The 24,870-nt window shown below is 61.4% G+C and carries 23 protein-coding genes and 3 pseudogenes; 17 read left to right on the forward strand and 9 right to left on the reverse strand.

What is annotated here, in order from left to right:
- Window position 1 precedes the first annotated feature (1 nt).
- From nirB to GA0061105_RS04015, 3 genes are read left to right on the forward strand one after another with little or no spacing between them, the layout of a single operon-like run.
- Complete coding sequence (gene nirB / locus GA0061105_RS04005) at window positions 2–2,452, forward strand: nitrite reductase large subunit NirB (protein WP_092748124.1); 2,451 nt, start codon at window positions 2–4, stop codon at window positions 2,450–2,452.
- Window positions 2,453–2,456: 4 nt separating this feature from the next.
- Window positions 2,457–2,807: a nitrite reductase small subunit NirD gene (gene nirD / locus GA0061105_RS04010; protein ID WP_064696098.1), complete on the forward strand. Its 351-nt coding sequence runs from the start codon at window positions 2,457–2,459 to the stop codon at window positions 2,805–2,807.
- Complete coding sequence (locus GA0061105_RS04015) at window positions 2,808–5,465, forward strand: nitrate reductase (RefSeq protein ID WP_092748126.1); 2,658 nt, start codon at window positions 2,808–2,810, stop codon at window positions 5,463–5,465.
- Window positions 5,466–5,506: 41 nt separating this feature from the next.
- On the opposite strand, the pseudogene GA0061105_RS04020 reads toward GA0061105_RS04015, so the two are convergent.
- A pseudogene (locus tag GA0061105_RS04020) lies at window positions 5,507–6,183 on the reverse strand (HAD family hydrolase).
- Between the two features lie 255 nt (window positions 6,184–6,438).
- Between GA0061105_RS04020 and GA0061105_RS04025 the strand changes: the two are divergent.
- Both GA0061105_RS04025 and GA0061105_RS04030 read left to right on the forward strand, forming a co-directional pair.
- Window positions 6,439–6,765: a hypothetical protein gene (locus tag GA0061105_RS04025; protein ID WP_064696100.1), complete on the forward strand. Its 327-nt coding sequence runs from the start codon at window positions 6,439–6,441 to the stop codon at window positions 6,763–6,765.
- 222 nt (window positions 6,766–6,987) lie between these two features.
- Window positions 6,988–7,352 (forward strand): annotated as a pseudogene (locus tag GA0061105_RS04030) (class I SAM-dependent methyltransferase); the annotation flags it as partial.
- Here the strand turns inward: GA0061105_RS04030 and GA0061105_RS04035 are convergent.
- A complete protein-coding gene (locus tag GA0061105_RS04035; RefSeq protein WP_092748128.1) occupies window positions 7,353–8,186 on the reverse strand; it encodes an SDR family NAD(P)-dependent oxidoreductase in 834 nt (277 codons plus the stop codon). It lies immediately after the preceding pseudogene.
- A gap of 153 nt (window positions 8,187–8,339) precedes the next feature.
- Window positions 8,340–8,627: pseudogene (locus GA0061105_RS33240) on the reverse strand (cupin domain-containing protein); the annotation flags it as partial.
- Between the two features lie 223 nt (window positions 8,628–8,850).
- Between GA0061105_RS33240 and GA0061105_RS04045 the strand changes: the two are divergent.
- The 5 genes from GA0061105_RS04045 to GA0061105_RS04065 all read left to right on the forward strand — a co-directional run bounded on the left by GA0061105_RS04045 (window position 8,851) and on the right by GA0061105_RS04065 (window position 13,411).
- Window positions 8,851–9,888 (forward strand): cysteine synthase A, encoded by a 1,038-nt coding sequence (locus tag GA0061105_RS04045; protein ID WP_092748132.1) that lies wholly within the window; start codon window positions 8,851–8,853, stop codon window positions 9,886–9,888.
- Between the two features lie 5 nt (window positions 9,889–9,893).
- The gene (locus tag GA0061105_RS04050; RefSeq protein WP_064696105.1) at window positions 9,894–10,631 is read left to right on the forward strand and encodes an alanyl-tRNA editing protein; all 738 of its coding nucleotides are present in this window, start codon (window positions 9,894–9,896) and stop codon (window positions 10,629–10,631) included.
- A 14-nt stretch (window positions 10,632–10,645) separates the two neighbouring features.
- The gene (gene sseA / locus GA0061105_RS04055; protein ID WP_092748134.1) at window positions 10,646–11,515 is read left to right on the forward strand and encodes a 3-mercaptopyruvate sulfurtransferase; all 870 of its coding nucleotides are present in this window, start codon (window positions 10,646–10,648) and stop codon (window positions 11,513–11,515) included.
- 5 nt (window positions 11,516–11,520) lie between these two features.
- Entirely contained in the window at window positions 11,521–12,081 is a 561-nt protein-coding gene (locus tag GA0061105_RS04060) for a GNAT family N-acetyltransferase (protein ID WP_064696107.1), read from the forward strand.
- 154 nt (window positions 12,082–12,235) lie between these two features.
- Entirely contained in the window at window positions 12,236–13,411 is a 1,176-nt protein-coding gene (locus tag GA0061105_RS04065; protein ID WP_092748329.1) for an MFS transporter, read from the forward strand.
- Window positions 13,412–13,458: 47 nt separating this feature from the next.
- Here GA0061105_RS04065 and GA0061105_RS33875 read toward each other — a convergent pair whose 3' ends face one another.
- A complete protein-coding gene (locus GA0061105_RS33875) occupies window positions 13,459–13,722 on the reverse strand; it encodes a hypothetical protein (protein ID WP_306372093.1) in 264 nt (87 codons plus the stop codon).
- On the opposite strand from GA0061105_RS33875, the gene GA0061105_RS04070 reads away from it, so the two are divergent.
- On the forward strand, window positions 13,721–14,191 hold the full coding sequence (locus GA0061105_RS04070; RefSeq protein WP_425348749.1) for a DUF1203 domain-containing protein: 471 nt from the start codon (window positions 13,721–13,723) through the stop codon (window positions 14,189–14,191). The genes GA0061105_RS33875 and GA0061105_RS04070 overlap by 2 nt on opposite strands.
- A gap of 53 nt (window positions 14,192–14,244) precedes the next feature.
- Here the strand turns inward: GA0061105_RS04070 and ald are convergent, their stop codons facing one another.
- Window positions 14,245–15,363, reverse strand: a complete 1,119-nt coding sequence (gene ald / locus GA0061105_RS04075; protein WP_092748168.1) for an alanine dehydrogenase — start codon at window positions 15,361–15,363, stop codon at window positions 14,245–14,247.
- Window positions 15,364–15,519: 156 nt separating this feature from the next.
- Between ald and GA0061105_RS04080 the strand changes: the two genes are divergently transcribed.
- The 4 genes from GA0061105_RS04080 to GA0061105_RS04095 all read left to right on the forward strand — a co-directional run bounded on the left by GA0061105_RS04080 (window position 15,520) and on the right by GA0061105_RS04095 (window position 19,711).
- Window positions 15,520–15,981 (forward strand): Lrp/AsnC family transcriptional regulator, encoded by a 462-nt coding sequence (locus tag GA0061105_RS04080; RefSeq protein ID WP_092748170.1) that lies wholly within the window; start codon window positions 15,520–15,522, stop codon window positions 15,979–15,981.
- Window positions 15,982–16,053: 72 nt separating this feature from the next.
- Complete coding sequence (locus GA0061105_RS04085; protein WP_092748172.1) at window positions 16,054–16,935, forward strand: DMT family transporter; 882 nt, start codon at window positions 16,054–16,056, stop codon at window positions 16,933–16,935.
- Between the two features lie 84 nt (window positions 16,936–17,019).
- Window positions 17,020–17,424, forward strand: coding sequence for a PilZ domain-containing protein (locus GA0061105_RS04090; RefSeq protein ID WP_064696111.1), 405 nt, complete (start codon window positions 17,020–17,022; stop codon window positions 17,422–17,424).
- Window positions 17,425–17,722: 298 nt separating this feature from the next.
- Entirely contained in the window at window positions 17,723–19,711 is a 1,989-nt protein-coding gene (locus GA0061105_RS04095; protein WP_092748174.1) for a bifunctional 2',3'-cyclic-nucleotide 2'-phosphodiesterase/3'-nucleotidase, read from the forward strand.
- Between the two features lie 39 nt (window positions 19,712–19,750).
- Here the strand turns inward: GA0061105_RS04095 and GA0061105_RS04100 are convergent, their stop codons facing one another.
- Window positions 19,751–20,719, reverse strand: coding sequence for a LysR family transcriptional regulator (locus tag GA0061105_RS04100; RefSeq protein WP_092748331.1), 969 nt, complete (start codon window positions 20,717–20,719; stop codon window positions 19,751–19,753).
- Window positions 20,720–20,857: 138 nt separating this feature from the next.
- Here GA0061105_RS04100 and GA0061105_RS04105 point away from each other — a divergent pair, with 138 nt between their 5' ends.
- A complete protein-coding gene (locus tag GA0061105_RS04105; protein ID WP_092748176.1) occupies window positions 20,858–21,472 on the forward strand; it encodes an FMN-dependent NADH-azoreductase in 615 nt (204 codons plus the stop codon).
- A gap of 53 nt (window positions 21,473–21,525) precedes the next feature.
- On the opposite strand, the gene GA0061105_RS04110 is transcribed toward GA0061105_RS04105, so the two are convergent.
- Window positions 21,526–22,101 carry a TetR/AcrR family transcriptional regulator gene (locus GA0061105_RS04110; RefSeq protein ID WP_092748178.1) on the reverse strand — a complete coding sequence of 192 codons (576 nt, stop codon included), beginning with the start codon at window positions 22,099–22,101 and terminating at the stop codon, window positions 21,526–21,528.
- Between the two features lie 105 nt (window positions 22,102–22,206).
- Here GA0061105_RS04110 and GA0061105_RS04115 point away from each other — a divergent pair, with 105 nt between their 5' ends.
- Window positions 22,207–22,983: a glucose 1-dehydrogenase gene (locus GA0061105_RS04115; RefSeq protein ID WP_092748180.1), complete on the forward strand. Its 777-nt coding sequence runs from the start codon at window positions 22,207–22,209 to the stop codon at window positions 22,981–22,983.
- Window positions 22,984–22,992: 9 nt separating this feature from the next.
- Here the strand turns inward: GA0061105_RS04115 and GA0061105_RS04120 are convergent, their stop codons facing one another.
- Together GA0061105_RS04120 and GA0061105_RS04125 are read right to left on the reverse strand one after the other, a co-directional pair.
- Complete coding sequence (locus tag GA0061105_RS04120) at window positions 22,993–24,264, reverse strand: GGDEF domain-containing protein (protein WP_092748182.1); 1,272 nt, start codon at window positions 24,262–24,264, stop codon at window positions 22,993–22,995.
- 255 nt (window positions 24,265–24,519) lie between these two features.
- Window positions 24,520–24,846 carry an HlyU family transcriptional regulator gene (locus GA0061105_RS04125; protein ID WP_064696117.1) on the reverse strand — a complete coding sequence of 109 codons (327 nt, stop codon included), beginning with the start codon at window positions 24,844–24,846 and terminating at the stop codon, window positions 24,520–24,522.
- Window positions 24,847–24,870: the final 24 nt, after the last annotated feature.

Genomic DNA, 24,870 nt, shown 5'->3' on the forward strand with positions numbered 1-24,870 from the left:
TATGACTGAAAAACTCGTTATCATCGGCAATGGCATGGCGCCCGGGCGCATGCTGGAGCACCTCTTCGAGCAGGCGCCGGGACGCTATGAAGTCACGATCTTCAACGCCGAGCCGCGCGTCAACTACGACCGCATCATGCTGTCGCCGGTTCTCTCCGGCGAAAAGGACTACGAGCAGATCATCATTCATGGTGACGGCTGGTACATCAAGCATGGCATCACCCTCTATAAGGGCCACAGGATCGTCAACATCGATCGCGCCGCCAAAACGGTCACCTCCGACCACGGCGTCACCGAAAGCTACGACAAGCTGGTGATCGCCACCGGTTCGGTGCCCTTCATCATCCCGGTTCCCGGCAAGGATCTGCCCGGCGTCATCACCTATCGCGACCTCGACGACGTGCAGGCAATGCTGCTCGCCGCACAGTCACGCGAGAAGGCCGTCGTCATCGGCGGCGGCCTCCTCGGCCTCGAAGCGGCGGCCGGTCTTGCCCAGCGCGGCATGGACGTCACCGTGCTGCACGTCATGCCGACGCTGATGGAGCGCCAGCTCGATCCGGCCGCCGGCTATCTCCTGCAAAAGGCGGTCGAGGAACGCGGCATCAAGGTTATTTGCAAGGCCAATACCAAGGCGATCGTCGGCAACGGCAAGGTCGAGGGCATCGAGCTCGATGACGGCCGCATCATTCCGGCAACGCTTGTGGTGATGGCCGTCGGCATTCGTCCCAGTGTCGGTCTGGCGAAGGATGCCGGCCTTGCAGTCAATCGCGGCATTGTCGTCGATGCCGGCATGCAGACCTCGGATGGCGATATCTTCGCGCTCGGCGAATGCGCCGAAGTTGGCGGCATGGTCTACGGCCTCGTCGCCCCGCTTTACGAGATGGCCCGTATCGCCGCTGCACATCTCTCCGGCGATCGTTCGCCGGCCTTCGTCCATGCGGACACGCCGACGAAACTGAAGGTCACCGGCATCGAGCTCTATTCGCTCGGTGATTTCGCCGATGGCGACGACCGCGAGGAGATCGTGCTGCGCGATGCCAGCGCCGGTGTCTACAAACGCCTTGTGCTGAAGGACAACAAGATCATCGGCACCGTCCTTTACGGCGAAACCGCCGACGGCGCCTGGTTCAACGACCTGAAGAAAAAGGCGACCGATATTTCGGAGATGCGCGAGACGCTGATCTTCGGTCAGGCCTATCAAGGAGGGTCGCCGCTGGACCCTATGGCGGCCGTTGCAGCCTTGCCGGATGACGCGGAGATCTGTGGCTGCAACGGCGTATGCAAGGGAAAGATCACTTCGACGATCACGGGCAAGGGACTGACGTCGCTCGACGACGTGCGCGCCCATACGAAGGCGTCGGCCTCGTGCGGCTCCTGCACCGGTCTCGTCGAACAACTGATGGCACTGACGCTTGGCGACAGCTACAACCCGGCCGCCGTCCAGCCGATGTGCACCTGCACCGAACTCGGCCATGACGACGTCCGCCGGCTGATCAAGGCGAAGGGGCTGAAGTCTATCCCTGCCGTCATGCAGGAGCTGGAATGGAAGACCTCCTGCGGCTGCGCCAAATGTCGGCCGGCGCTCAACTATTACCTCGTCTGCGACTGGCCGGACGAATATGCCGATGACTATCAGTCCCGTTTCATCAACGAGCGCGTACACGCCAACATTCAGAAGGACGGTACCTATTCGGTCGTGCCGCGCATGTGGGGCGGCGTTACCAATTCGAACGAGCTGCGCGCCATCGCCGATGTCGTCGACAAGTTCGAGATCCCGATGGTGAAGGTGACGGGCGGCCAGCGCATCGACCTGCTCGGCATCGAGAAGGAAGACCTGCCCGCCGTCTGGGCCGATCTCGGCAAAGCCGGCTTCGTCTCCGGCCAGGCCTATGCCAAGGGCCTGCGCACGGTAAAGACTTGTGTGGGTTCGGACTGGTGTCGCTTCGGTACTCAGGATTCCACCGGTCTCGGCATCCGCATCGAGAAATTCATGTGGGGCTCCTGGACGCCGGCCAAGCTGAAGATGGCCGTGTCCGGCTGCCCGCGCAATTGCGCCGAGGCAACCTGCAAGGATATCGGCGTCATTTGCGTCGATTCCGGTTTCGAAATCCACTTCGCCGGTGCGGCCGGTCTCGACATCAAGGGCACTGAGGTGCTCGGGCTTGTGAAGACCGAGGACGAGGCGCTGGAGCATATCGTGGCGCTGACGCAGATGTATCGCGAGCAGGCCCGTTACCTCGAGCGCATCTACAAATGGGCCAAACGCATCGGCCTAGAGGAAATCCGCCGCCAGATCATGGACGATGCCGAGAAGCGCCAGGCCTATTACGGCCGTTTCGTCTTCTCCCAGAAATTTGCCCAGGTCGACCCCTGGTCGGAGCGCGTCTCCGGCAAGGACAAGCATGAATTCAAGCCGATGGCGACGATCGGCTATCCGCAGGCAGCAGAGTAAGGAGATGGACATGAATTGGCCCAATGAAAACTGGCACCCGATCGGTGACATCTCCGACATCCCCTTGCGCGGGGCGCGTTGCGTGAAGACGCCGCAGGGCAAGATCGCTGTCTTCCGCACGGCGGAAAATGAGGTCTTCGCCATAGAGGACCACTGCCCGCACAAAGGCGGCCCGCTGTCCCAGGGCATCGTGCATGCCAAGGCAGTCACCTGCCCGCTGCACAACTGGGTGATCTCACTCGAAACCGGTAAGGCGCTCGGAGCCGACGAGGGCGCGGTGCGGACAATACCGGTCCGCAATGAGGACGGCGCTCTCTTCATCGCGCTCGAAAGCCTGATGATGGCGGCGGAATAGATGACGACAGAGGTCAAGACCACCTGTCCCTATTGTGGCGTCGGCTGCGGCGTTGTCGCCACAGTCGATGAGGCAGGCGCAGTGAGCGTCAAGGGTGATCCCGAGCATCCGTCGAATTTCGGCCGGCTCTGCTCGAAGGGGTCGGCGCTCGCCGAAACCATCGATCTCGACGGCCGGCTTCTCTACCCCGAAATATCAGGGGAAAGGAGCGGCTGGGACGAGGCGCTTGATCTCGTTGCCCGGCGTTTTTCCGAAGCGATCGCCGAACATGGGCCGGATTCGGTTGCCTTCTACGTCTCCGGCCAGTTGCTGACCGAAGACTATTACATCGCCAATAAGCTGATGAAGGGCTTCATTGGCTCGGCCAACATCGACACCAATTCCAGGCTCTGCATGTCCTCGTCCGTCGCGGGACATCGTCGTGCCTTCGGCGCCGATACGGTTCCGGGAACCTATGAGGACATCGAACTCGCCGACTTGGTGGTCCTGACCGGTTCCAACCTTGCCTGGTGCCATCCCGTCATCTACCAGCGGCTTGCCGCAGCAAAGGCGGCGCGGCCAAACATGCGTATCGTGGTTATCGATCCGCGCCGGACGATGACATGCGACATCGCCGACCTGCACTTGGCAATCCGGCCGGACAGCGACGTCGCGCTGTTCATGGGGCTGCTTGCGCATCTTGCGACGAGCCCGGCGATAGACCAGAACTATATCGCCGCTCATACGGAAGGTTTCGGCGACGCTTTCGCGGCCGCAACAGCGGTTGATTTCAACGATCTCCTGGAACGGACTGGCCTGCCGGCCATGCAGATCAGGGAGTTTTTCCGCCTATTCGAGATAACGGAGAAAGTCGTCACCTGCTACAGCCAGGGCGTCAACCAATCCTCCTCCGGCACCGACAAGGTCAACGCCATCCTCAACTGCCATCTGGCGACCGGCCGCATCGGCCGCTCCGGCATGGGACCGTTCTCACTGACCGGCCAGCCGAACGCCATGGGCGGGCGCGAGGTCGGCGGCCTCGCCAATATGCTCGCCGCCCATATGGCGATCGAGAATCCGCAAGACCGCGACCGCGTGCAACGCTTCTGGAAGTCTCCGGTCATCGCCGCACAACCCGGCCTGAAGGCCGTCGACATGTTCCGCGCCGTGGCCGACGGGCGCATCAAGGCGCTCTGGGTCATGGCGACCAATCCCGTCGTTTCGATGCCGGACGCCGACAGCGTCGAACGCGCGATCGCGGCCTGTCCCTTCGTCGTCGTGTCCGACATCCTGAAAGAGACGGATACGACCAGGCACGCGCATGTGCTTCTGCCCTCGCTTGGCTGGGGCGAGAAGAACGGCACCGTCACCAATTCCGAACGGCGGATTTCCAGGCAGCGGCCGTTTCTTGACGTTCCGGGCGATGCCAGGGCCGATTGGTGGCAGCTTGCGGAGGTCGGACGCCGTATGGGATTCGGCGCCGCCTTCGACTTGGATGCGCCGGCCGAAATCTTCGCGGAGCATGCAGCGCTTTCGGCCTTCGAAAACAATGGCAGCCGCGATTTCGACATCGGTGCGCGCGCCGGCATCAGCGGCGACGCTTATGATGCGCTATTACCTTTTCAATGGCCGCAACCGGCAGGGACAGCCCCCGGCATTACCCGGTTCTTCGCCGAAGGCGGCTTCTTCCATCCCGATGGCAAGGCGCGTTTTGTTGCAGTGAAACCGCCGGCAACCGATCGCACCAATGCCGATTTCCCCTTCACCCTCAACACAGGGCGCATCCGCGATCAGTGGCATACGATGACACGGACCGGAAAAAGCGCCCGGCTCTCCGCCCACATCGCCGAGCCCTTTGCCGAGATCCATCCGCGCGATGCGATCGAGAGCGGTATATCAAGCGCCGGTCTCGTCGAGATTGAAAGCCCCCACGGCAAGGCGATCGTGCGGGCGCTCGTGACCGACCGGCAAGCGCGCGGCGGCATCTTCGCGCCGATGCACTGGAACGACCAGTTCGCGGCAAAAGCGCGGATCGACGCCGTGGTCGCGCCGATCACCGATCCGCTGTCCGGCCAGCCGGCGTCGAAGAACGTTGCCGTCGCGGTCCGGCCCTTCGGCGCCACCCATTACGGTTTCGCCGTGTCGGCCGTAAAACCTGCCACGCCCGACGCCGACTATTGGGCGCTGGCGAAAGCTGTCGGCGGCTGGAGGCTGGAGCTTGCTTTCAGCGAACCGGTCGAAGACTGGGTCGCCTGGTGCCGGACGGTTTTCGCCATTCCGGCCGAGATCGAACCACTCGGTTACGCCGACCGCCAGTCCGGGGACCTCAGGCTCGCCTTTTTCGATGGCGAGACCCTGCTTGCCGCACTGTTCCTCGCCCGCGAGCCGGTTGCCGTCGCCAGAAACTGGGCGATCTCGCAACTCACCGCCGCGCATGGCGACCTCAGGAAACGCTTTGCGCTGGTCGCAGGTCGCCCCGGCGCCGGCCGGCCGGATCCGGGTGCCACCGTCTGCTCCTGCTTCAGCGTAGGGGTCAATCAAATCGCTGCCGCCGTGCGTGGCGGATGCCACAGCGTCGAGGCGGTCGGCAAGGAAACGAGCGCCGGCACCAATTGTGGCTCCTGCCGCAGCGAAATCGGCAGGATCATCGATCGCTGCCTGGCCGCAGCGGCGGAGTGAACGCGCAGAGGCAAACGACGCGGATGCGAGCGGCTCGCGTGTCAGACCGCGTTCGGGACGACGAGCATTTTGTAGTCGGCTGAGATGCGGACCGAGATTTCGTCATAGGAAGAGATCGTCGGATGCGGCGTCTCCACCTTAGCATGATGTGTTGCCGTCACGACCATGACATCGGCGCCCGCCCCCTCGCCGGCCTTGATGCCGGCTGCGACATCCTCGAACACCAGACAATCCTGCGTGCTGACACCGAGGCGTTCGGCACCGAGAATATAACATTGCGGATCGGGTTTGCCGACCGTCACGTCCTCCGCCGTCACCATGAATTTCGGCAGCGGCAGGCCAGCCGCTTCCAGCCGGCGGCGGGCAAGACGTAACGGCGAAGAAGTGACGATCGCCCAGCGATCCGGCGGCAACGAACTGAGGAAAGAGGCTGCGCCCGGAATGGCAACGACATCGCCGACATCGGCGATTTCGGCCTCGGTCACCAGCCTTGCCTCGTGTTCGGGATCGACGCCCGGCAGGTTCAGCCGGGTGATCGTGTCAATGCCGCGCGATCCGTGCATCTTCGGCAGGAAGGCAGCGACATCGAGCCCATGGCGTCTTGCCCATTCGCTCCAAACACGCTCGGCGGCGAGGATCGAATTGAGGATGGTACCGTCCATATCGAAGAGGAAGGCGGATAGGGCTTCTCGAAGCCACGGGGCATCGGCGTGCACAAGGGCGGATCTCGTTAGGAGGCGTGTGAGATGGGTGTTGCTGTCGCCGATGAAACGGCAAATCGCTGCGTTTTGCAAGTCTCGGAAGGACATCGACGCTGCACAGTTTGCGAGACTTGAGAAGGCCACCGTCCCCGAGGTAGCGATCAAATCGGTGCAAGGTTCGCGTGCAGGTTTTTCAAAAATCTCGGAACAATGGTTCCTTGAGGTGGTTACCAAGAGGTCATCCATGATGCAAATCAAAGGAGGATATCCTCATGACCAAATCCCTTATCGCCGCTTCGCTGCTCGCGATCGGCATGGCGTCGTCAGCCTTTGCCCAGTCGAATCCGGATCCCATCGGACCGACGAATGGCGGCTCGACCGATCCAACTTCGGGCAACTATTCTTCCGATTACACCAACAGTGACAACGGTATGCGTCCGGTCCAGGTCGCGCCCGTCGATCCGACCACGACACAGAGCATCGGCCGGCCGCAGACGATGGAATGCGCCGGAATGCCGCAGCAGGGGTCCGGTGTCGACACGCGCGGCGGTCAGAGCGGCGCATCGATCAGCGAAGCCTGCCGCGAATACGACAACTGAGCAGGCAATCGCCACCTTCCAAACACATCGCGCGAAAGCGCGCCACGCTCGGAAAAGGCCGGCCTACGCCGGCCTTTTTCATGTTGCGGCAGCGATGAAAACACCCTGCGGTGATAATCACCCGGCGCGCACGCCGGCAATCGCCGGCCCGGCCGGCTTGCGGATGCGGCGGAATAACATTAGCGTTCAAAGTGCAACGGCCGGAGGCCGCCCCGAGAAGCTGGCGGCAAGGCTGGCCTGCAAATCATCACCATTCGGCCCGAAGAGCCTTCGATCAGTATCGCAGCAATCCCGACTTCATCCAGAAATACGTCTTTCCCGGCGGCATGCTGCCGACGCGCAATCATCTGGCCAAGCTCGCCAGCAAGGTTGACCTGTCACTGGTCAGGGACTTTGGCTTCGGGCTCGACTACGCCCGCACGCTTGCCGAATGGCGCGAGCGCTTCCGCTCGGTCTGGGAACGTATCCGCTCGATGGGTTTCGACGAGCGCTTCAAGCGGCTCTGGGAATTCTATCTATTTTACTGCGAGGCCGGCTTCCGCGCCTGTAATGTCGATGTGCGCCAGGTCGTGTTCTCGCGCCGTTGATCATTCCGCAGGGTGGGGTGTCGCCGGGTGGCGACCAGCCAGCGGAGGCCGTTGTCGCCAGCCGGTCACACGGTTCACCAGTGGGAAGTAGGCGCCATAAGGGAGCAGACGCGCCAGCTTCATCATCGTGGTGGAGCGCCTGGGGAAAGCGATCTCGAAAGCCTGCGATTTCAGCCCGGCGGCAACCTGGCGGGCGGCCTCCGCGGCCGACATCGGCGTCAGCATGGGAAAGGCGTTCGTCCCCGTTGCCGACGTATCAACGAAACCCGGGCTGACGAGCTGAATGCGGATGCCCATCTTGTCGAGGTCGAATTTGAGGCTTTCGGCCATGTTGATCAAAGCCGCCTTAGTGGCGCCATAGGCAGCCCCCGCCGGCAGGCCGCCATAGCCGGTGACGCAGGAGACGATGGCAATCTGTCCCTGCCCTTTCGCCTTCATATGGCGGATGGCCGGCAACAGACAGTTGACGACGCCCGACAGATTGACGGCAAAGCTCTTTTCGAAATCGGCGCGGTCCAGCTCCTCGGCATGAACAGGCAGGCAGACGCCGGCATTGAGGATCGCCATGCCCAGCGTGCCATGCTCATATTCGATGGACGCCAGGACATGTTCCATGTCCTCGGCATCGCTGACGTCACCGTCGAGAACGATAATGCTGCCGGAAAGGCCGCTGGCTTCGCCCTGCAGCTCGACCAGCTTTTCGTGGCTTCTGGCGGTGACGGCGACCTTGTATCCTTCGTCGGCAAGCTTCAACGCAAGGGCCCGGCCGATGCCGGAGCTCGCGCCCGAGATCCAGACGATTCCATGTTCGGGACGGGCGATGAAATCACGCATGACATGTTCCTCCGGCTCTGCCTGACCACCACGAAAACAGGTCCGGAAGTTTTTGCGTCTCCCGGATTTATGCCTCTATCACACCATTGTGGCTGCTTTCAGCCGATCAGGTCGCCAATCATCTGACGGAAGGAGCCGGTCAGCCGGATCGCCGGCATTTTGGGGTCTCCTGGCCGGCTGCGGCTCAGAGTCCGGAGAGGCGGAGGAAGAGACTGCCGCAAGCCGCCGCTCGTGGTCGGCAATGGCTGTTTCCGACGTGCTTTCCAGCGCCTCTCCGGGCAGCAGTTTCGAGGGCGTTCACCCCCGCAATTGTCCGGCTGCATTTCGAGATGGGAGCGGACGAGCACCCGCGCCGGATCGGGCAAGGAGCCGGCAACGTATTGCGCCATCAATGCGGCGGTTGTGTCGATCTGCTCTTGAAACCATATCGGTTTCGGCCACGCCCTGCTGTCGCGCTGCGTTATCGTTTTCTCTTCATCCATACGGGGAAAGTCAATCTTCGGATCACCGCGGCGCGATGGACTCGCGGTCATGCGCCATTTCCGGCTAGGAAAGCGAAATTTTATCGTGGCCGCCAGGGGCATGGAATAGCATTTCTTGCCAACACAGCCTTGTGAAGGGAAAAGACCGTTCTTAAAGTAAGAGTTCGAAAGAGGCAGATTCCATGACCTTCCATCCCTCCGTCCTCGATGCCATCGGCAATACGCCCCTGATCAAACTCAAGGGCGCCTCGGCGGCAACCGGCTGCACCATTCTCGGCAAGGCAGAGTTCCTGAACCCAGGCCAGTCGGTCAAGGACCGTGCCGCGCTCTACATCATCCGCGACGCGGAGCGGAAGGGGCTGCTTCGGCCCGGCGGCGTCATCGTCGAAGGCACGGCCGGCAATACCGGCATCGGGCTGACGCTGGTCGCCAAGGCGCTCGGCTACCGCACCGTCATCGTCATTCCGGAAACGCAGAGCCAGGAAAAGAAGGACGCGCTGAAACTGCTCGGCGCCGAGCTTGTCGAAGTACCGGCCGTTCCCTACAAGAACCCGAACAACTACGTGAAAGTGTCCGGGCGTCTCGCCGAGCAAATGGCGAAGAGCGAGCCGAACGGCGCGATCTGGGCGAACCAGTTCGACAACGTTTCCAACCGGCAGGCGCATGTCGAAACGACCGCACCGGAAATCTGGAAAGACACCGAGGGCAACATCGACGGCTTTATCTGCTCCGTCGGCTCCGGCGGCACGCTGGCGGGTGTCGCCGCCGGCCTCAAGGCTTTCAAGCCGGACGTCAAGATCGGTATTGCCGATCCTGACGGCGCCGCGCTCTACGAGTTTTATCAGAACGGGACACTGAAATCCGAGGGATCCTCGATCACGGAGGGAATCGGCCAGGGCCGCATCACCGCCAATCTCGAGGGTTTCACGCCCGATTATACCTATCGAATTTCCGATGCCGAAGCTCTTCCCTATCTTTTCGACCTCGTCGAAAACGAGGGGCTCTGCCTCGGTGGCTCAACAGCGATCAACATTGCCGGGGCGGTCAATCTCGCCCGGGATCTCGGACCCGGTCACACGGTGGTGACAATCCTCTGCGACTACGGCAACCGTTATCAGTCGAAGCTCTTCAATCCGGATTTCCTGAGGTCGAAGGGACTGCCCGTTCCGGGGTGGATGGCTGGTTCGTCCGACATACACGTCCCCTACGAGCCCGTGTGAGACTCATGCCCGTCAATGCCCTCTATCGCGACGACTTCTATCTCTCGACATGCGAGGCGGTCGTCACCGCCATTCATGACGACGGGGGCATCGAGCTCAACCAGACCTGCTTTTATGCCACATCGGGCGGCCAGCCTGGTGACATCGGTCAGCTTGAACGCGCCGACGGCACGAAGATCGCACTCGGCCAGACGAAACACGGCAGCAGCAAGGATATCATCATCCATGTGCCGCTCGTAAACGAGCCCCGGCCGGAGGTCGGCGAGGCGCTGGTGTTGCATGTCGATTGGCCGCGGCGCTACCGGCTGATGCGCATGCACACGGCCTGCCACCTGCTGTCGGTCATCTGCTCCTATCCGATCACCGGGGCTGCCGTCGGCGAGGAGGAAAGCCGCGTCGATTTCGACATGGGCGAGACGATCGACAAGGACGAAGTAACGGCCAAGCTGATGGAATTGGTCGGGCAGAACCATCCGGTCTACTTGCAATGGATTACCGACGACGAGCTTGCGGCCAATCCCGACATCGTCAAATCGAAGAACGTGCGCCCTCCGATCGGTCTCGGTCGGGTCAGCCTCGTCTGCATCGGCGAGAACTCCTCGATTGACAGCCAGCCCTGCGGCGGCACACATGTCTCGGAGACGCAGGAAGTCGGCCAGATCCATATCGCCAAGATCGAAAAGAAGGGCAAGGAGAACCGGCGCTTCCGCATCCGCTTCGGCACGCCCGGCGAAGAAGCCTGACAGGGGAGACCAGAATGACTGAGAGCAAGAGCCGTTTCGTCGTCTCGGCCGAATGGCTGCAGGCCGAACTCGGCAAGCCGGATCTGCGCGTGCTGGACGCCTCCTTCTATCTGCCGGCGCAGAAGCGCGACGCGGATGCCGAATATGCGGCCGGCCATATTCCCGGCGCCATCCGCTTCGACCAGGACAAGATCGCCGACCACTCGACGTCTTTGCCTCACACGATCCCCTCGCCCGATTACTTCGCCGCAGAAGTCGGCAAGCTCGGCATCAGCGAGAACGACCGCATCGTCGTCTATGACGGCATCGGGCTGTTCGCCTCGCCGCGCGTCTGGTGGCTGTTCCGGGTGATGGGCGCGAAGAACGTATTCGTGCTCGATGGCGGTCTGGACGGCTGGAGGGCCGAGGGCCGTCCGCTCGAAACAGCGGCCCCCAACTATGCGCCGACGACCTTCACGCCACACTTCGACGAGAGCCGCGTCGTGACGCTCGATACCATGCGCGACATCGTCTCGAGCGGTGCGATGCAGATCGCCGATGCCCGCAGTGCCGGCCGCTTCGCCGCTACAGAAGCCGAGCCGCGTGCTGGCATGCGCTCCGGCCATATGCCCGGCGCTCGCAGCCTGCCCTCCGGCGTCTTCGCCAGTCACGGTCGGTTCAAGTCGCTGGCCGACCTCAGGCAGACGATAGAAGAGGCCGGGATCGATCTCTCCAAGCCGGTCGTCACCTCCTGCGGCTCGGGAATCACGGCTGCGATCATCACGCTGGCGCTGGAGTCGCTCGGCCATCACGACAACAAGCTTTATGACGGTTCATGGAGCGAATGGGGCAGCCGTGACGATACGCCTGTTGTCACCGGTCCGCCGACGCCGGTCAAAGCCTGACCACCATGGGAAAGACGCCCGATTCGCTCAAGGCCCATATCACCCGGCTCGAAATGACGACGGCGCCGAAGGCGAGCATGCCTGTGCCCGTCAACATCCAGACGGCGATCATGCGCGCGCCTGGCATACCGCTGCCTTTCTACCGCTATCTCTACCGGCAGGTGGGCGCGCGCTGGCAGTGGGTGGACCGGCTGCGCATGAGCGACGAGCAGCTTGCAGAAACCCTGAACGACAAACGCAACAATATCAGCGTCCTCTACGTGAACGGCGCACCGGCAGGCTTCTACGAATATTTCTGCGAGGACGAGGATACGATCGAGCTCAGCCACTTCGGCTTGATCGAGCACGCGCTCGGCCTCGGCATCGGCAAATGGTTCCTGCTGCAGGCGCTCTACGCCATCTGGGCCCTCAATCCGAAACGCGTCACCACGACTACCAACAATCTCGACCATCCGCGCGCGCTGCAACTCTACCAAATGTTCGGCTTCTCCCCGGTTTCGACCGGCACCGGTATTGTGCGGCCGCTGAGTGACAAGGAGCTTCTGGAGCTTGCGCGGAAAAGCTGAGGGTTGCTTCCGACGGTCGGCGTCATGCTGACAGTGGCTGTCAGCAGCGGTGTAGATAATCCGGAAGCCGCCGGTTTCTAGCCGGTCGCCATCTCACCGGAAAGCCTCGCTATAGTTGGGCTTCAATCCATATCCGATCGGAGCAGGTCCCGAGATGAAGCCGCACCAACGCATTTTCTTCATCCAGTTTGCCGTCGCCCTTTCCGTCGGTGCCTTTCTCTCGCGATTGCCTGATCTTCAGCGCAAGTTTGGCCTAACCGAGGGTGAACTTGGACTTTTGCTCGCGGTCATGTCATTGGGAGTCCTCTGCGGACTGACGTTTTCGGTGAGGATCATCGAGCGGCTCGGTGCGCGGACCACAGCCTTCGTCACGGTTTTCGGTGCATCCGCGTTTTTCGCGATGATCACCTGGATGCCTTCAGCTCTCCCGGCAATGCCATTGTTCTTCATCGCCGGTCTTTTCACCGGCGCATTCGAGATCAACGCCAATATCGAAACCGACCGACACGAGGCGCAGCTTGGACGCCGCATCATGAGCCGGGCGCACGGTATGTGGAGCCTCGGATTCTTTATGACCGCCCTTGTTGCCGCGGGCATGCGGCAGGCCGCCGTCTCCATCGAACTGCACATCTTCCTCGTCCTCCTGACCGTACTTATTTCGGGGTCGATCGTTTTCTCGAAGATCGAGACCGCCCCTCCGCGGCATGACGCGCACTCCGGAGAGAATCCGCTCGTTGCTTTTCCCACAATCGGGCTGCTGCCCCTCTGCCTGATAGGCGCGGCGCCGCTTTTGGCTGAAGGCGCGAGCGTCGATTGGGCAGCGATCTACATGCGTGACGTCTTTGACGCCGAACCCTTCGTCGGTGGGCTGAGCGTGACGATATTCTCGCTGTGCATAGCGGTCGGAAGGCTTGGAATGGATCCTGTGATCGATCGCTTCAATCCGCACCCGGTCGCAATAGTGCTTCTCGGAATCGTGATCGTCGGGCTTCTTCTGGTCGCGACAGCGGCACATCCCGGCATAGCCCTCATCGGCTTCGGCCTCACCGGCATCGGCTGCTCGTCGGTCTATCCGCTTGCCATCTCGGCTGCGGCCCGGCGCACCGACCGGCCAGCTCCGGTCAACGTCGCAGCGCTGGGGCAGACAACGTTCATCGTATTTTTCGCCGGCCCGCCGCTACTCGGGTTTATCGCCGAATATTTCGGTATCCGCTTCTCCTATTGGGCGGTGGTGCCTGTCGTCGCGACCGCGCTTCTGATCACCAAGGCGCTTGCGGCGGCTGCCATGCCGGTGACAGGAGAGCCGGAACCTGTGCAGCCCCACGGCTGACTGTCGCTGGACTTTAGCGATGAGATCGGCCGCGAGACGGAAAGCAGCTAACGCTGCGTCAGGCTGCTTGGGCGGCGTGGATCATTGCGGCGCTCGAAGTCGAGCGTGCGGGCCGACTGCTCCCGTAGTTTCGCCACCTCCCGGCGCAGAGCCCTGAGTTCTTCCAAGATTTCAGCGTTTTGCTGCGCCAGCAGCGTCAGATCGATTTCGGTCAAGACAACTCTCCTTCCACGAAGCAGCTTCGCAAGAAACGGGTGGCTTATACATGGATGCGGGTGCATGTCATGGCAATCACAAAGGAGATTTGCAATGACCGCCATTCGTTTTGTCGCCATGCCGACCAGTGATGCCGAACACCTCTGGAGCGGCGGCCGCGACGCTTATGACGGGTTGCCCGAGACGATGGTCTCCGACGGCCCGGGTCATCCCTGCCGCCATTGCCTGGCGAATATCGACGAGGGTGAGGAACTGCTGGTTTTCGCTTACCGGCCATTCCCGGAGCTGCAGCCCTATGCCGAAACCGGACCTATCTTCCTGCACAAGCAGCCTTGCCGGCGCTACGCCGCCGAAGAGATCCTGCCGCCGGTGCTGACGACGAGCCGCGACTTCATCCTCCGCGGCTACAATGAAGCCAATCGCATTGTCTACGGCACTGGCGCCGTAACCCTCATCGGCGAGATTGCGGCCTATGGGGAAAAGCTGCTGGCGCGGCCAGACATCGCCTACGTGCATGTGCGCTCGGCGCGCAACAACTGCTTCCAGTGCCGGATCGACAGCTAGCCTAATGGCGCCGGCCCTTGTGGAGACCGGCGCCTAACGCTGAGTCAGGCAGCTTACGCTACGTTCAGCACGCTCTCCGGCGCGAAGGCCTCGTAGCCGAGGGCGTCGGCGACGGGCTTGTTGGTGATGCGGCCCTTGTGCACATTGAGGCCGTTCCTCAGATGCTTGTCTTCGGCGATGGCGCGCAGACCGCGATCGGCAAGCGCGAGACCATGGACCAGCGTGGCATTGTTCAGCGCATGCGCCGAAGTGACGGGTACCGCGCCCGGCATATTGGCGACGCAATAATGCACCACGCCGTCGACTTCATAGGTCGGATCGGAATGGGTCGTCGCATGCGAGGTCTCGAAGCAGCCACCCTGGTCGATGGCGACGTCGACGATGACGGAGCCCTTCTTCATGCCGGACAGCATCTCGCGGGTGACGAGCTTCGGAGCGGCAGCACCTGGGATCAGCACCGCCCCGATAACGAGGTCGGCCGAAAAGACCTCCTCCTCCAGCGCCTGAATGCTGGAATAACGGGTGTGGATGCGTCCGGCGAAAATATCATCGAGCTGGCGCAAGCGCGGCAGCGACTTGTCGAGAATGCTGACATCGGCACCGAGGCCGGCGGCCATCCTTGCTGCATGCAGGCCGACGACGCCGCCGCCGATGATCGCGACCTTGGCCGGCAATACGCCGGGCACGCCGCCAAGCAGGACGCCGAGACCGCCATTGGCCTTTTGCAGAGCAGTCGCCCCCGCCTGGATCGACAGGCGTCCAGCCACTTCCGACATCGGCGCCAGCAGCGGCAGACCACCGCGCTCATCGGTCACCGTCTCATAAGCGATCGCGGTGACGCCGGAGGCGAGAAGTCCCTTGGTCTGGTCGGGATCGGGCGCGAGATGCAGATAGGTGTAGAGAAGCTGACCGTCGCGAAGCTGCGCCCATTCGGACGACTGCGGCTCCTTCACCTTGACGATCATGTCGCACTTTTCGAAAATATCCTTGGCGGAGGCAGCGATCTTCGCACCGGCTGCGGCATAGGCGGCATCATCGGCGCCGATGCCGGCGCCCGCCTTGGCCTCGACCCAGACCTCGTGACCGTGGGCCACATATTCGCGCACCGAAGCCGGCGTCAGACCGACGCGATATTCATGATTCTTGATTTCCTTCGGGCAACCGACACGCATTCGCGTTCCTCTCTTTTTGTCTCCGCGGTCGCGGATCTCCTCTGAGAATGAATCCAACCATCAAGGCCGCGAAATGTCCTTGCAAAGAAGGTTTGCGTAGCTGCGATTTTTCGGTGATTATTGCGTCCTCAATGGAATTTTTCGAAGGTTCTTCGAATGGCCGATCTCGATACCATCGATCTTACGATTCTCAAGGTTTTGCAGGCGAATGCCCGCATGACCAATGCCGAACTCGCCGAAAAAGTCGGATTGTCGCCTTCAGCCTGTTCGCGCCGGCTCGACATTCTTGAAAGAAGCGGTGTCATCGACGGCTATCATGCCCGTCTTTCGCACAAGGCGCTCGACTACAAGATGATCGCCATCGTGCATATTTCGCTCTCGGGCCAGTTCGCCAAGACGCTGGCGGAGTTCGAGTCGGCGGTGAAGCTCTGCCCGAACGTGCTCGTCTGCTATCTGATGTCGGGCGAATACGACTATATCCTCAGGGTCGCCGCCCGCGACTTGGAAGATTACGAGCGCATCCATCGCGACTGGCTGTCCGCCCTTCCGCATGTGGTCAAGATCAATTCGAGTTTCGCGCTCAGAGAAATCATCGACAGGCCGAATGTGGGGCTTTGAGGCCTTGCGTATTTTGCGAATGCCTGACCAGACTTTCGCTGCGCGCGGGCGTCTCCCGCTTATCGGCACATCATGAAATCGAAGACCCAAGGTTATATGTTCGCCCTGCTGGCGCTCACCATCTTTTCGCTGCAGGATGCCATCTCCAAACATCTGGCATCGACTTATCCGCCAATTTTCGTGACGATGATCCGCTACTGGGCCTTCGGGCTTTTCACAGTCATTCTCGCCTCGAAGATGCGCGGCGGTCTCAAGGCGACGGCCCGTACCAAACGCCCCGTCCTGCAGGTAACACGCGGCGTGCTGCTTGCAGTCCAGGTGGTTCTGGCCATCACCTGTTTTGCCGTGATCGGCCTTGCCCGTTCACAGGCGATCTTTTCCGCGACGCCGATCCTGATCGCGCTGCTGGCGATGCCGATCCTCGGCGAGCGGGTCGGGTGGCGGCGATGGGCGGCAATCGGCGCCGGACTTTTCGGGGTGCTGCTGATCCTGAAGCCGGAAGGCGATTTTTTCGACGTGAACTTGCTTCTCGCCGTCGCCTCCTGCTTCAACTTCGCCTTCTACGTCTTCGCCACCCGCCTCGTCAGCCGCGACGATTCGTCGATGACGAGCTTCTTCTATACCGGTGTAGTCGGCGCCGTCGCGATGACGCTTATCGGGCCGTTCTACTGGAGCTGGATGTCATCAGGCGACTGGGGCTGGATGGCGCTCGTCTGCATGACCAGCATCTCCAGCCATTATTTCCTGATCCGCGCCTACGACAGTCTCGATGCCGCGGCCGTTCAGCCGCTGACCTACCTTTCGCTTGTCTACGCCTCGATCATCGGCGTGACGATCTATGGAGAAACGCTCAGTCCCAACATGATCGTCGGCTCGGTCATCGTGGTTGGGGCTGGCATCTTCACGGTGTGGCGCGAGCATGTGGTGGGACGCAGGGCGACCCCAGCCAATTGAGATTTCACTGCAATTTTAGCCAAGCCCCTAAAACCATTTCAATTTTCCGGCGCTATGCTGCTCCCCATGCTTGAGGGAGAACGAATGACTCGCAATCTGAAAATCACTGCCAGAAAGGCCGAGCGGCAAAATTGCCGCGTCTTCGGCCGCGTCAACTATCTGAACAGCCAAGTGAATGCACGCATCCTGAATTTGTCGGCGACCGGTGCAGCACTCGAGATGCAGGGTCCGTTTCATGCGGCCTCCGGCAGCAAGGTGCGTCTCGAGGCCGAGAACCTCGGAATGCTCGAAGGCGTCATTCGCTGGAAACATAATGGCCGCGTGGGCATCCAATTCGACGTGAATTCCAATGCGCGAGCGCAGGTCTCCTCCTATTTTCGCTTTTTCCATAAGGAAATACGACCGGTTCTGGCGGTACGCCAGCTAGTAACGGCTAATCCCAACGGCAAGCGGGCGCCGCAGTTGGCCACGTCGACGCCGAAACCGTAAGGCTGGACCGCCTTTCTGCCAAAGGAGCGGTTGTGGTCGTTCGAGTGGCTGTGTCTGGCCTTGGTGCGGATCCTGCAGGCGAGCAGGGCCCCTTGCAACGGCAGTTATGTCTCCTGCCCCCCGCCCCTCCTCGGATGGAGTTCGGCTAAATAACTTCACTACAAGTTGCTTTCGAAAGCCATTGCGCCCTCGCCGCCGATTGTTTTGCCGTCCTGTCATTTTCGCAGTGTACTCCTCAGCAAATCGTCCTAATGCTGGGGGACCGGACGATGCATGATGTTTCAAGGAGAGCTTTTCCATGTCTTCGATTTTTGATGTCGGCGTAATGAGCCGCCGTTCGCTGCTTGGCGGTCTCGCCGCCACCTCTGCTCTGGTGCTGCTGCACCCTTTCAGCGCGCGCGCCAGCGCCAACCAGGCCCATCTCCGGCTGATGGAAACGACCGATATCCATGTCAACGTCTTTCCTTATGACTATTATGCCGACAAACCCAACGATACGATGGGCCTTTCGCGCACCGGAACGATCATCGACAATATACGCGCGGAAGCGGTCAATTCGCTGCTGATCGACAACGGTGACGTGCTGCAGGGCAATCCGATGGGCGATTACATGGCCTACCAGCACGGCATGAAGGACGGAGACGTCCATCCCGTGATCAAGGCGATGAACACGCTCGGCTACAGCGTGGGAACGCTCGGCAATCACGAGTTCAACTACGGCCTCGACTTCATGTTCAAGGTGCTGTCCGGCGCCAACTTCCCCTTTGTCTGCGCCAACCTGACAAAGGGCCAGCTTGCCTCGGACCCGAAGCAGGACGACCTCTTCTTCAAGCCTTACGTCATTCTGGAAAAACAGATCAAGGATGGCGCCGGCAAGGAAAGCCCGGTCAAAATCGGGTTCATCGGCTTCGTACCGCCGCAGATCATGCTCTGGGATATCAAGAACCTTGAAGGCAAGGCGCAGACGCGTGACATCGTCGAGGCCGCCAAGGCCTGGGTTCCCGCGATGAAGGAAGCCGGCGCCGATATCGTCATTGCACTCTCCCATTCCGGCATCGACGGCAGCGCGCCATCCGACAAGATGGAAAACGCCTCCCTGCATCTGGCCGCCGTCGAAGGGATCGACGCGATCTTCACCGGTCACCAACATCTCGTCTTCCCCGGCCCGAAGAGCTGGGACGGCATCGCCAATGCCGACCCCGTCAAGGGCACACTGCATGGCAAACCCGCGGTAATGGCCGGCTTCTGGGGCTCGCATCTCGGCCTCATCGACCTGCTCTTGGAAAAGGACGGCAACAGCTGGAAGATCGTCGATTTCACCTCGGAAGCACGGCCGATCTATCATCGCGATGACAAGAAGAAAGTGATCGCCGATTACGCCGACAAGAAGGAGGTGGTCGAGGCCGCCAAGACAGAGCATGAGGCGACGCTCGCCTATGTCCGCACGCCCGTCGGCAAGACCTCCGCGCCGCTCTATTCCTATTTCGCGCTCGTCGCCGACGATCCTTCCGTGCAGGTCGTCAGCCAGGCCCAGACCTGGTACATCAAGCAGATGCTCGCCGACACCGAATTCAAGGATCTGCCGGTGCTTTCAGCCGCGGCTCCCTTCAAGGCCGGCGGTCGCGGCGGCGCGGATTATTACACCGACGTTCCGGCCGGCGATATCGCCATCAAGAACGTCGCCGACCTCTACCTCTATCCGAACACGGTGCAGGCTGTTGCCATCACCGGCGCGCAGGTGAAGAACTGGCTCGAAATGTCGGCCGGCATGTTCAATCACATCGAAGCCGGGTCGAAGGACGCGGCGCTGCTCAACAACGACTTCCCGTCCTACAATTTCGACGTGATCGACGGGGTGACCTACCAGATCGATCTGTCGCAGCCGCCGAAATATGATTCATCCGGCAAAACCATCAATGCTGATTCCAACCGCATCCAGAGTCTCGCCTTCAATGGCAAGCCGATCGATCCGGCGCAGAAGTTCGTCGTCGTCACCAACAATTATCGTGCCGGCGGCGGCGGCAGTTTCCCGGAGATTGCCGCGGACAAGATGATCTTCCAGGCGCCCGACACCAATCGCGACGTCATCGTCCGCTACGTCCACGACCAGGGCACGATCAATCCGTCGGCTGATGCGAACTGGACCTTCAAGCCGCTGCCGGGCACGACCGTTACCTTCGAGAGCGGTCCGAAGGCAAAGCAGTTCCTCGCCGCGGTCAAGAGCGTCAAGATCGAGGAGGCAGGCGAAGGAGCCGACGGCTTCTCGAAGTTCCGGCTGGTCCTTTAAGCGAAGGGATACCAATGAAGGCGCGGTCCGGCGCCTTCATCATTCGGCGGCAAGCGGCGGAGCGGTGTCACGCAGTTCCGCCATTTCGGCATGGAAATCGGCCTGGTTTGGGCAGGCTGAAAGCCGCGTGCGGAACGCGTCGATCATCCAGCTGGCGGCAGGCCCGGGCGGGTTGGCGAGCTGACGCATCGAATAGATGGCGTACTCGCCCTGTTCATAGGCATCGAGATCGAGATGGACGAGTGCGCCGCTGCGCAAATCATCATGCATTATAGGAGCCGGAAGCCCGCCCCAGCCAAGACCGGCCTTGATAAGCTGGTGTTTCGTCGCGATATCGCTGACGCGCCAGGTCTTATAGGACAAGACGTTGAAATCCCGCCCCTTTGTGCGGCCTGAGGCGTCGGTGACGACGAGCTGCACTTCCTCGCGCACATCGGCGAGTGTCAACGGCCGGCCGATGCGGGCAAGCGGGTGGTCGGGCGCGGCAACGGGCAACATGAAGGAGTGGCCGATTCGCTCAGTGATGATCGAATCATCCGGCTTGAGGACCGCGCCACCGATGCCAATCGTCGCCTTGCCGCTCAGAACGAGGTCCATCACCATTCCGAGTTCGCCGACATTGAGGTTCAATGAAACGGTCGGAAACCTCTCCCGGAATTCGTGCAGCACGTCCACCACGGCCTGCGAGGGCACCATGACGCTGATCGCCACCGAAACCTCCGCCTCGAGCCCTTCCTTCAGGCTCTTCACGCGCGCCCGCATGACCTGCAGGTCGCCGAGAATTCGTCGCGCATCCTCCAGCATCGCCTTCCCCGCTTCCGTCAGCTTCGGCTGGCGCGCCCCGGAGCGCTCGAACAGCGGCATCTCAAGCTGCGCCTCGAGATTGGCGATCGTGTAGCTGACGACCGACTGCGCGCGATTCAGCGCTCGCGACGCGGCTGAGAAGCTGCCGGTCTCGGCAACGGTCAGAAACACCTGCAACTGGTCCAGGGTCGGGTTCGGAAGCATATCCATCCATTCCATCGATAGTTTCGATCGACATTATCACCGTTTTTTCGATAGCAGGCCAGACTTATTTTCCTTCTCGACACCGCGGCTCACCTCCCAGCAACGGGCCGTCACACCCAATTCGAAAGGAAATGCACCATGTCGTCCATCCTTCTTCTGACGTCCAGCCCGCGGGCCGAATCGCTCTCGACGCCGATCGCCGTCGATCTCGCCGAAAAGCTGAAGAGCCAGAAGCCGGGCAGCGTCGTCGTCCGCCGGGATCTTGCCGCCAATCCGCTTCCGCATATCGATGACCTGTTCACCGGCGCGATCCGCAAGCCGGCGGACGCCCTGACCGCCGAAGAAATCGCAGCCATCAAAACCTCCGACGAACTCGTCGCCGAACTGTTTGCCGCCGACACGATCGTTATCAGCACCGGCCTGATCAACTTCAACATCTATTCCTCGCTGAAGACCTGGATCGACAATGTCGCTCGTGCCGGCGTGACCTTCAAGTACACCGAAACCGGCCCGGTCGGGCTCGTCACCGGCAAGAAGGTCTATGTCGTGCTCACCTCCGGCGGTGTCTACTCGCAGGGACCGGCAGCGCCGCTGAACCATGCCGTGCCGTACCTGAAGTCGGTTCTCGGCTTCCTCGGCATTACCGATATCGAGACCATCTATGTCGAAGGTCTCGCCTTCGGTCCGGATGCTGCCGAAAAGGCCATCGACGCTGCCAAGTCGCGCGTCCAGGAAATCGCCCTGGCCGCCTGATCGGCTCTCAAACGCTGACTGCAGTACAGCGGCCGGCATTCGCCGGCCGTTTGTCATTTGTCGATGCCGGCGACAAAATCACGGATCGTCGCAAGAATTTCCGCCGATAGTTCATCATCGGTGGAAATCCTCGCAAGGCCGATTCCGCCTGCCATCATCGCGAAGGCGATGATCGCCTTGCGCCGCCTTCCTCCTTCGTCCGCACCCGCAGCCTTGCTCGTCAGAGCTTCGAAATTGCGTTTTAGCCCGTCCGTCGCGATCGCCCGCGCCTTCTCGCCGCTGCGGGATAGATCGGAGGTCAGTGCGGCAAAAGGGCAGCCTTGGCCGGGATTGTCGCGATGATAGGCGCTGACATAACGATCTGCGATGTCGGCCGCGGTCATCTCCGCCGGGTTCACCCCCTCGGCCTGCAGCCTGCGTCCCCATGAATCGAAAGCAGACTGGACCGCCTCGGCGACGAGATCGTCGCGGGAGGCGAAGTGCTTGTAGAAGCCGCCGACGGTCAGGCCGGCTTCTTTCATCAGGTCGGCGACGCCAATCCCTTCAAGCCCCTCCTCGCGCAGCCGCTTCGACGCGGTCTCGACGATCTTCTCGTGCGTCTTCTGTTTTTCCAGCTGCGAACGCCCCATCGGAACCTCCCGAATTGCCTCTTGACTTACATGGATTACAATCATAATCCTTGTAGATAACGATCATAATCCAGATCGTTGTCATTTCCAAGAGGAGCATGAATCATGCGTCTAAGAAACAAGGTCGCGCTGATCACCGGCGGCAATAGCGGTATCGGTCTTGCGACCGCCAGGGTCTTCATCGACGAGGGTGCCAAAGTCGTGATCACCGGCCGCAACCCGGAAACGCTTGCCGCCGCCGAACAGGCGCTTGGGTCGGGCGTGCTGGCGCTGAAGGTCGACGTCACCGATACCGCCGCCACCGAAAAGGCCTTCGCGGAAGCTGCCGCAAAGGTCGGCAAGTTCGACATCGTCTTCGCCAATGCGGGCATCGGCGGCGCGACACCGCTTGGTGACACGTCGCCGGAGCAGTTCAACCGGATCATCAGCACCAATCTGACGGCAGTGTTTTTCACCGTGCAGGCGGCCCTGCCGCATCTCAGCGACGGCGGCTCGGTCATTCTCAACGGTTCGGTGCATGCCGTGCTCGGCGCTCCCGGCTGGTCGGCCTATGCGGCGACCAAGGCGGCGGTGCGCGCGATGACGCGCAATATGGCGTCCGAACTCGCGCCGCGCCGCGTCCGGGTCAACCAGGTGACACCAGGCGGCACGAAGACGCCGATCTGGTCGCCAATGGCGCCAACGGAAGATGCGATGTCGGCGCTCGAGGTTCGCATGGGCGGCCTGAGCCCGCTCGGCCGCATGAGCGAAGCCGACGAAATCGCCAAAGCGGCGCTCTATCTCGCCTCGGACGATTCCGCCAATGTTACCGGCATCGAGATCACCGTCGACGGCGGCATGACGAGCGCGCCTTCAGGCGCCAAGATTTTCCGCGCCGCCTGAGCGAGTGGGTTAACCGGGCTCCATGACGCCGGAGCGGCCGACGACGCAGTTGCGGCCGCTCCTCTTCGCCGCATAGAGCCTGCTGTCGGCGGCTGCGAGGACCGCAGTGAAACTCACGCCGTCCTGGTCGGCCGTCGCAACGCCGATGCTGACTGTCACCGGCCTGTCATCCGGCGTCTTGACGCTGGTCTCGATCGTCCAGCGCAGCCGCTCGCCAAGCGATAGCCCTTCTTCATGGCTTGTGCCGGGGCAGACGGCGACGAATTCCTCTCCGCCGAAGCGGAAGATGCGGTCGCTTGAGCGCAGTGTCGTGCCGAGCCGGGCGGCGATTGCCTTCAAAACCTCGTCGCCCTGCAGATGGCCATAGCCGTCATTGACATCCTTGAAATGATCGGCGTCGATAATGAGGACGGTGGCGAATACCCCCTGCTTCAATGCCTCGCGCAACATCAGCGGCGCTTCCAGTTCCATACGCGTGCGATCGTAGACGCCGGTGAGCATGTCACGGCCGGTGCGTTCGAGAAGGTCGTTATAGCGCTCGCGGAATGTCAGGTCGCCGAATACGTCGCTGATGGAGCGCGCGGAGGCGTCCGCGCCGACGCGACGGATGCGGTATTCATAGAGCGCGAACAGTCCCGCATAGAGGCAGACGGCGAGCATCTTAGCCTTCCACCCGCCCCAGAATACGGCAATCGGCACATCCAGGAAGTAATGCAGCGCGGCGAAGAAGCCAACCTGATCGAAGGTCAGCAGTATGAAACCCGAGATCATGAAACGCACGACGGTGCGCCGGCGGAAGAAATCACCGAGTTTCTCGTAAAGCAGGATGATGCCGAGCGAATCGAGATAGAGCAGCGCCGTGCCCCAGACCATCAGCCAGCCGATCTCCTTGAGGAAATCGACATCGGGCGTATGGCCGGGCGATATCTGCAACGGTTGGTGCATCTGCAGAACCCAAGCGATGCCGACAGTGAGCAGGTTACCGAGGAACAGGCCGTAGATCGGCTGGCGCACCGTCGCGGCATCCTCCTGCAGGTAAAGCATCAGGATCATCATCAGCTTGCCGGAGAAGAAAACGGAGGAGCCGGGTGACACGTCGCCGAATGGCAGCGACACGTAAAAAACCGCCGCCAGATAGGTTTCCATGAAATGCATGACGCCGAGCGCCGTCAGAAAAACCCCGAGGCCGAGCCGATGGCGGAAATGCAGAAGCGTCACCATCAGCACGAAATAGGCGACGGCTTCGATGACGAAGAGCGCGAGGTTGAATGTCTCCATCACGGCACCGCAGTGTCCGGGAGGCGCCCTCGCGGCCGGGCGGGCGCTGCGATTACGGCAGCGGATCCTTTGATCGATCGTCTGAAAAACTGAAGCACCAAGGCAGCCCTGCAAATCCTGCAGGCGACAGCTTTGGCCGCAATCCTTTAAGATTGGGTGTGCAAGATCGGATGAGCGGGTTCAAGGCCCGGATCACACGCTTGAAACGCAAGGAAATTCGCGCCGATGGCGAAGGTCGCTCGGACCTGGACTCCGGTTTCAGACCTGCCGGATCTTCTCGCCGTCACCGAACAGTGACGGGCCGTGCTGATCGATGATCTGCTGCGCCTTGCGCACCGTGCACTCGATCGCATCGTCGGAGGAGGAGAAGAGATCGGCGCGGATGAAATTGCGCACCAGCACCTCGTCGCCGACCTTCTTTTCTATGCGGCCGGCCAGCCGATATTGGCTGCCTTCCTTACGCGGCTCCGCATAGATCGTGCAATCGCCGTAGAGCTGCGGCTCGCCAGATGGCCCCGCCGCCTGCGAGGCCGGTTTGGACCCGCCGGAGAACATCGAAAAGAGATTTGAAATGAATGAAGCCATGACGCGTCTCTAGCACGGAGGCCT

The sequence above is a fragment of the Rhizobium aethiopicum genome (assembly GCF_900094625.1).
Classification (GTDB): domain Bacteria; phylum Pseudomonadota; class Alphaproteobacteria; order Rhizobiales; family Rhizobiaceae; genus Rhizobium; species Rhizobium aethiopicum.

Excerpts from the sequence above, each read along its gene's own strand:
- GA0061105_RS04025 (WP_064696100.1), top strand. The coding sequence starts at position 6,439 with ATGACCAAATCCCTTATCGCCGCTTCGCTGCTCGCGATCGGCATGGCG.
- GA0061105_RS04095 (WP_092748174.1), top strand. The coding sequence starts at position 17,723 with ATGTCTTCGATTTTTGATGTCGGCGTAATGAGCCGCCGTTCGCTGCTT.
- GA0061105_RS04015 (WP_092748126.1), top strand. The coding sequence starts at position 2,808 with ATGACGACAGAGGTCAAGACCACCTGTCCCTATTGTGGCGTCGGCTGC.
- GA0061105_RS04125 (WP_064696117.1), bottom strand. The coding sequence starts at position 24,846 with ATGGCTTCATTCATTTCAAATCTCTTTTCGATGTTCTCCGGCGGGTCC.
- nirD (WP_064696098.1), top strand. The coding sequence starts at position 2,457 with ATGGACATGAATTGGCCCAATGAAAACTGGCACCCGATCGGTGACATC.
- GA0061105_RS04105 (WP_092748176.1), top strand. The coding sequence starts at position 20,858 with ATGTCGTCCATCCTTCTTCTGACGTCCAGCCCGCGGGCCGAATCGCTC.
- sseA (WP_092748134.1), top strand. The coding sequence starts at position 10,646 with ATGACTGAGAGCAAGAGCCGTTTCGTCGTCTCGGCCGAATGGCTGCAG.
- GA0061105_RS04060 (WP_064696107.1), top strand. The coding sequence starts at position 11,521 with ATGGGAAAGACGCCCGATTCGCTCAAGGCCCATATCACCCGGCTCGAA.
- GA0061105_RS04035 (WP_092748128.1), bottom strand. The coding sequence starts at position 8,186 with ATGCGTGATTTCATCGCCCGTCCCGAACATGGAATCGTCTGGATCTCG.
- GA0061105_RS04100 (WP_092748331.1), bottom strand. The coding sequence starts at position 20,719 with ATGCTTCCGAACCCGACCCTGGACCAGTTGCAGGTGTTTCTGACCGTT.
- GA0061105_RS04110 (WP_092748178.1), bottom strand. The coding sequence starts at position 22,101 with ATGGGGCGTTCGCAGCTGGAAAAACAGAAGACGCACGAGAAGATCGTC.
- GA0061105_RS04065 (WP_092748329.1), top strand. The coding sequence starts at position 12,236 with ATGAAGCCGCACCAACGCATTTTCTTCATCCAGTTTGCCGTCGCCCTT.
- GA0061105_RS04070 (WP_425348749.1), top strand. The coding sequence starts at position 13,721 with ATGACCGCCATTCGTTTTGTCGCCATGCCGACCAGTGATGCCGAACAC.
- GA0061105_RS04050 (WP_064696105.1), top strand. The coding sequence starts at position 9,894 with ATGCCCGTCAATGCCCTCTATCGCGACGACTTCTATCTCTCGACATGC.
- GA0061105_RS04045 (WP_092748132.1), top strand. The coding sequence starts at position 8,851 with ATGACCTTCCATCCCTCCGTCCTCGATGCCATCGGCAATACGCCCCTG.
- GA0061105_RS04090 (WP_064696111.1), top strand. The coding sequence starts at position 17,020 with ATGACTCGCAATCTGAAAATCACTGCCAGAAAGGCCGAGCGGCAAAAT.
- nirB (WP_092748124.1), top strand. The coding sequence starts at position 2 with ATGACTGAAAAACTCGTTATCATCGGCAATGGCATGGCGCCCGGGCGC.
- GA0061105_RS04115 (WP_092748180.1), top strand. The coding sequence starts at position 22,207 with ATGCGTCTAAGAAACAAGGTCGCGCTGATCACCGGCGGCAATAGCGGT.
- GA0061105_RS04085 (WP_092748172.1), top strand. The coding sequence starts at position 16,054 with ATGAAATCGAAGACCCAAGGTTATATGTTCGCCCTGCTGGCGCTCACC.
- ald (WP_092748168.1), bottom strand. The coding sequence starts at position 15,363 with ATGCGTGTCGGTTGCCCGAAGGAAATCAAGAATCATGAATATCGCGTC.
- GA0061105_RS04080 (WP_092748170.1), top strand. The coding sequence starts at position 15,520 with ATGGCCGATCTCGATACCATCGATCTTACGATTCTCAAGGTTTTGCAG.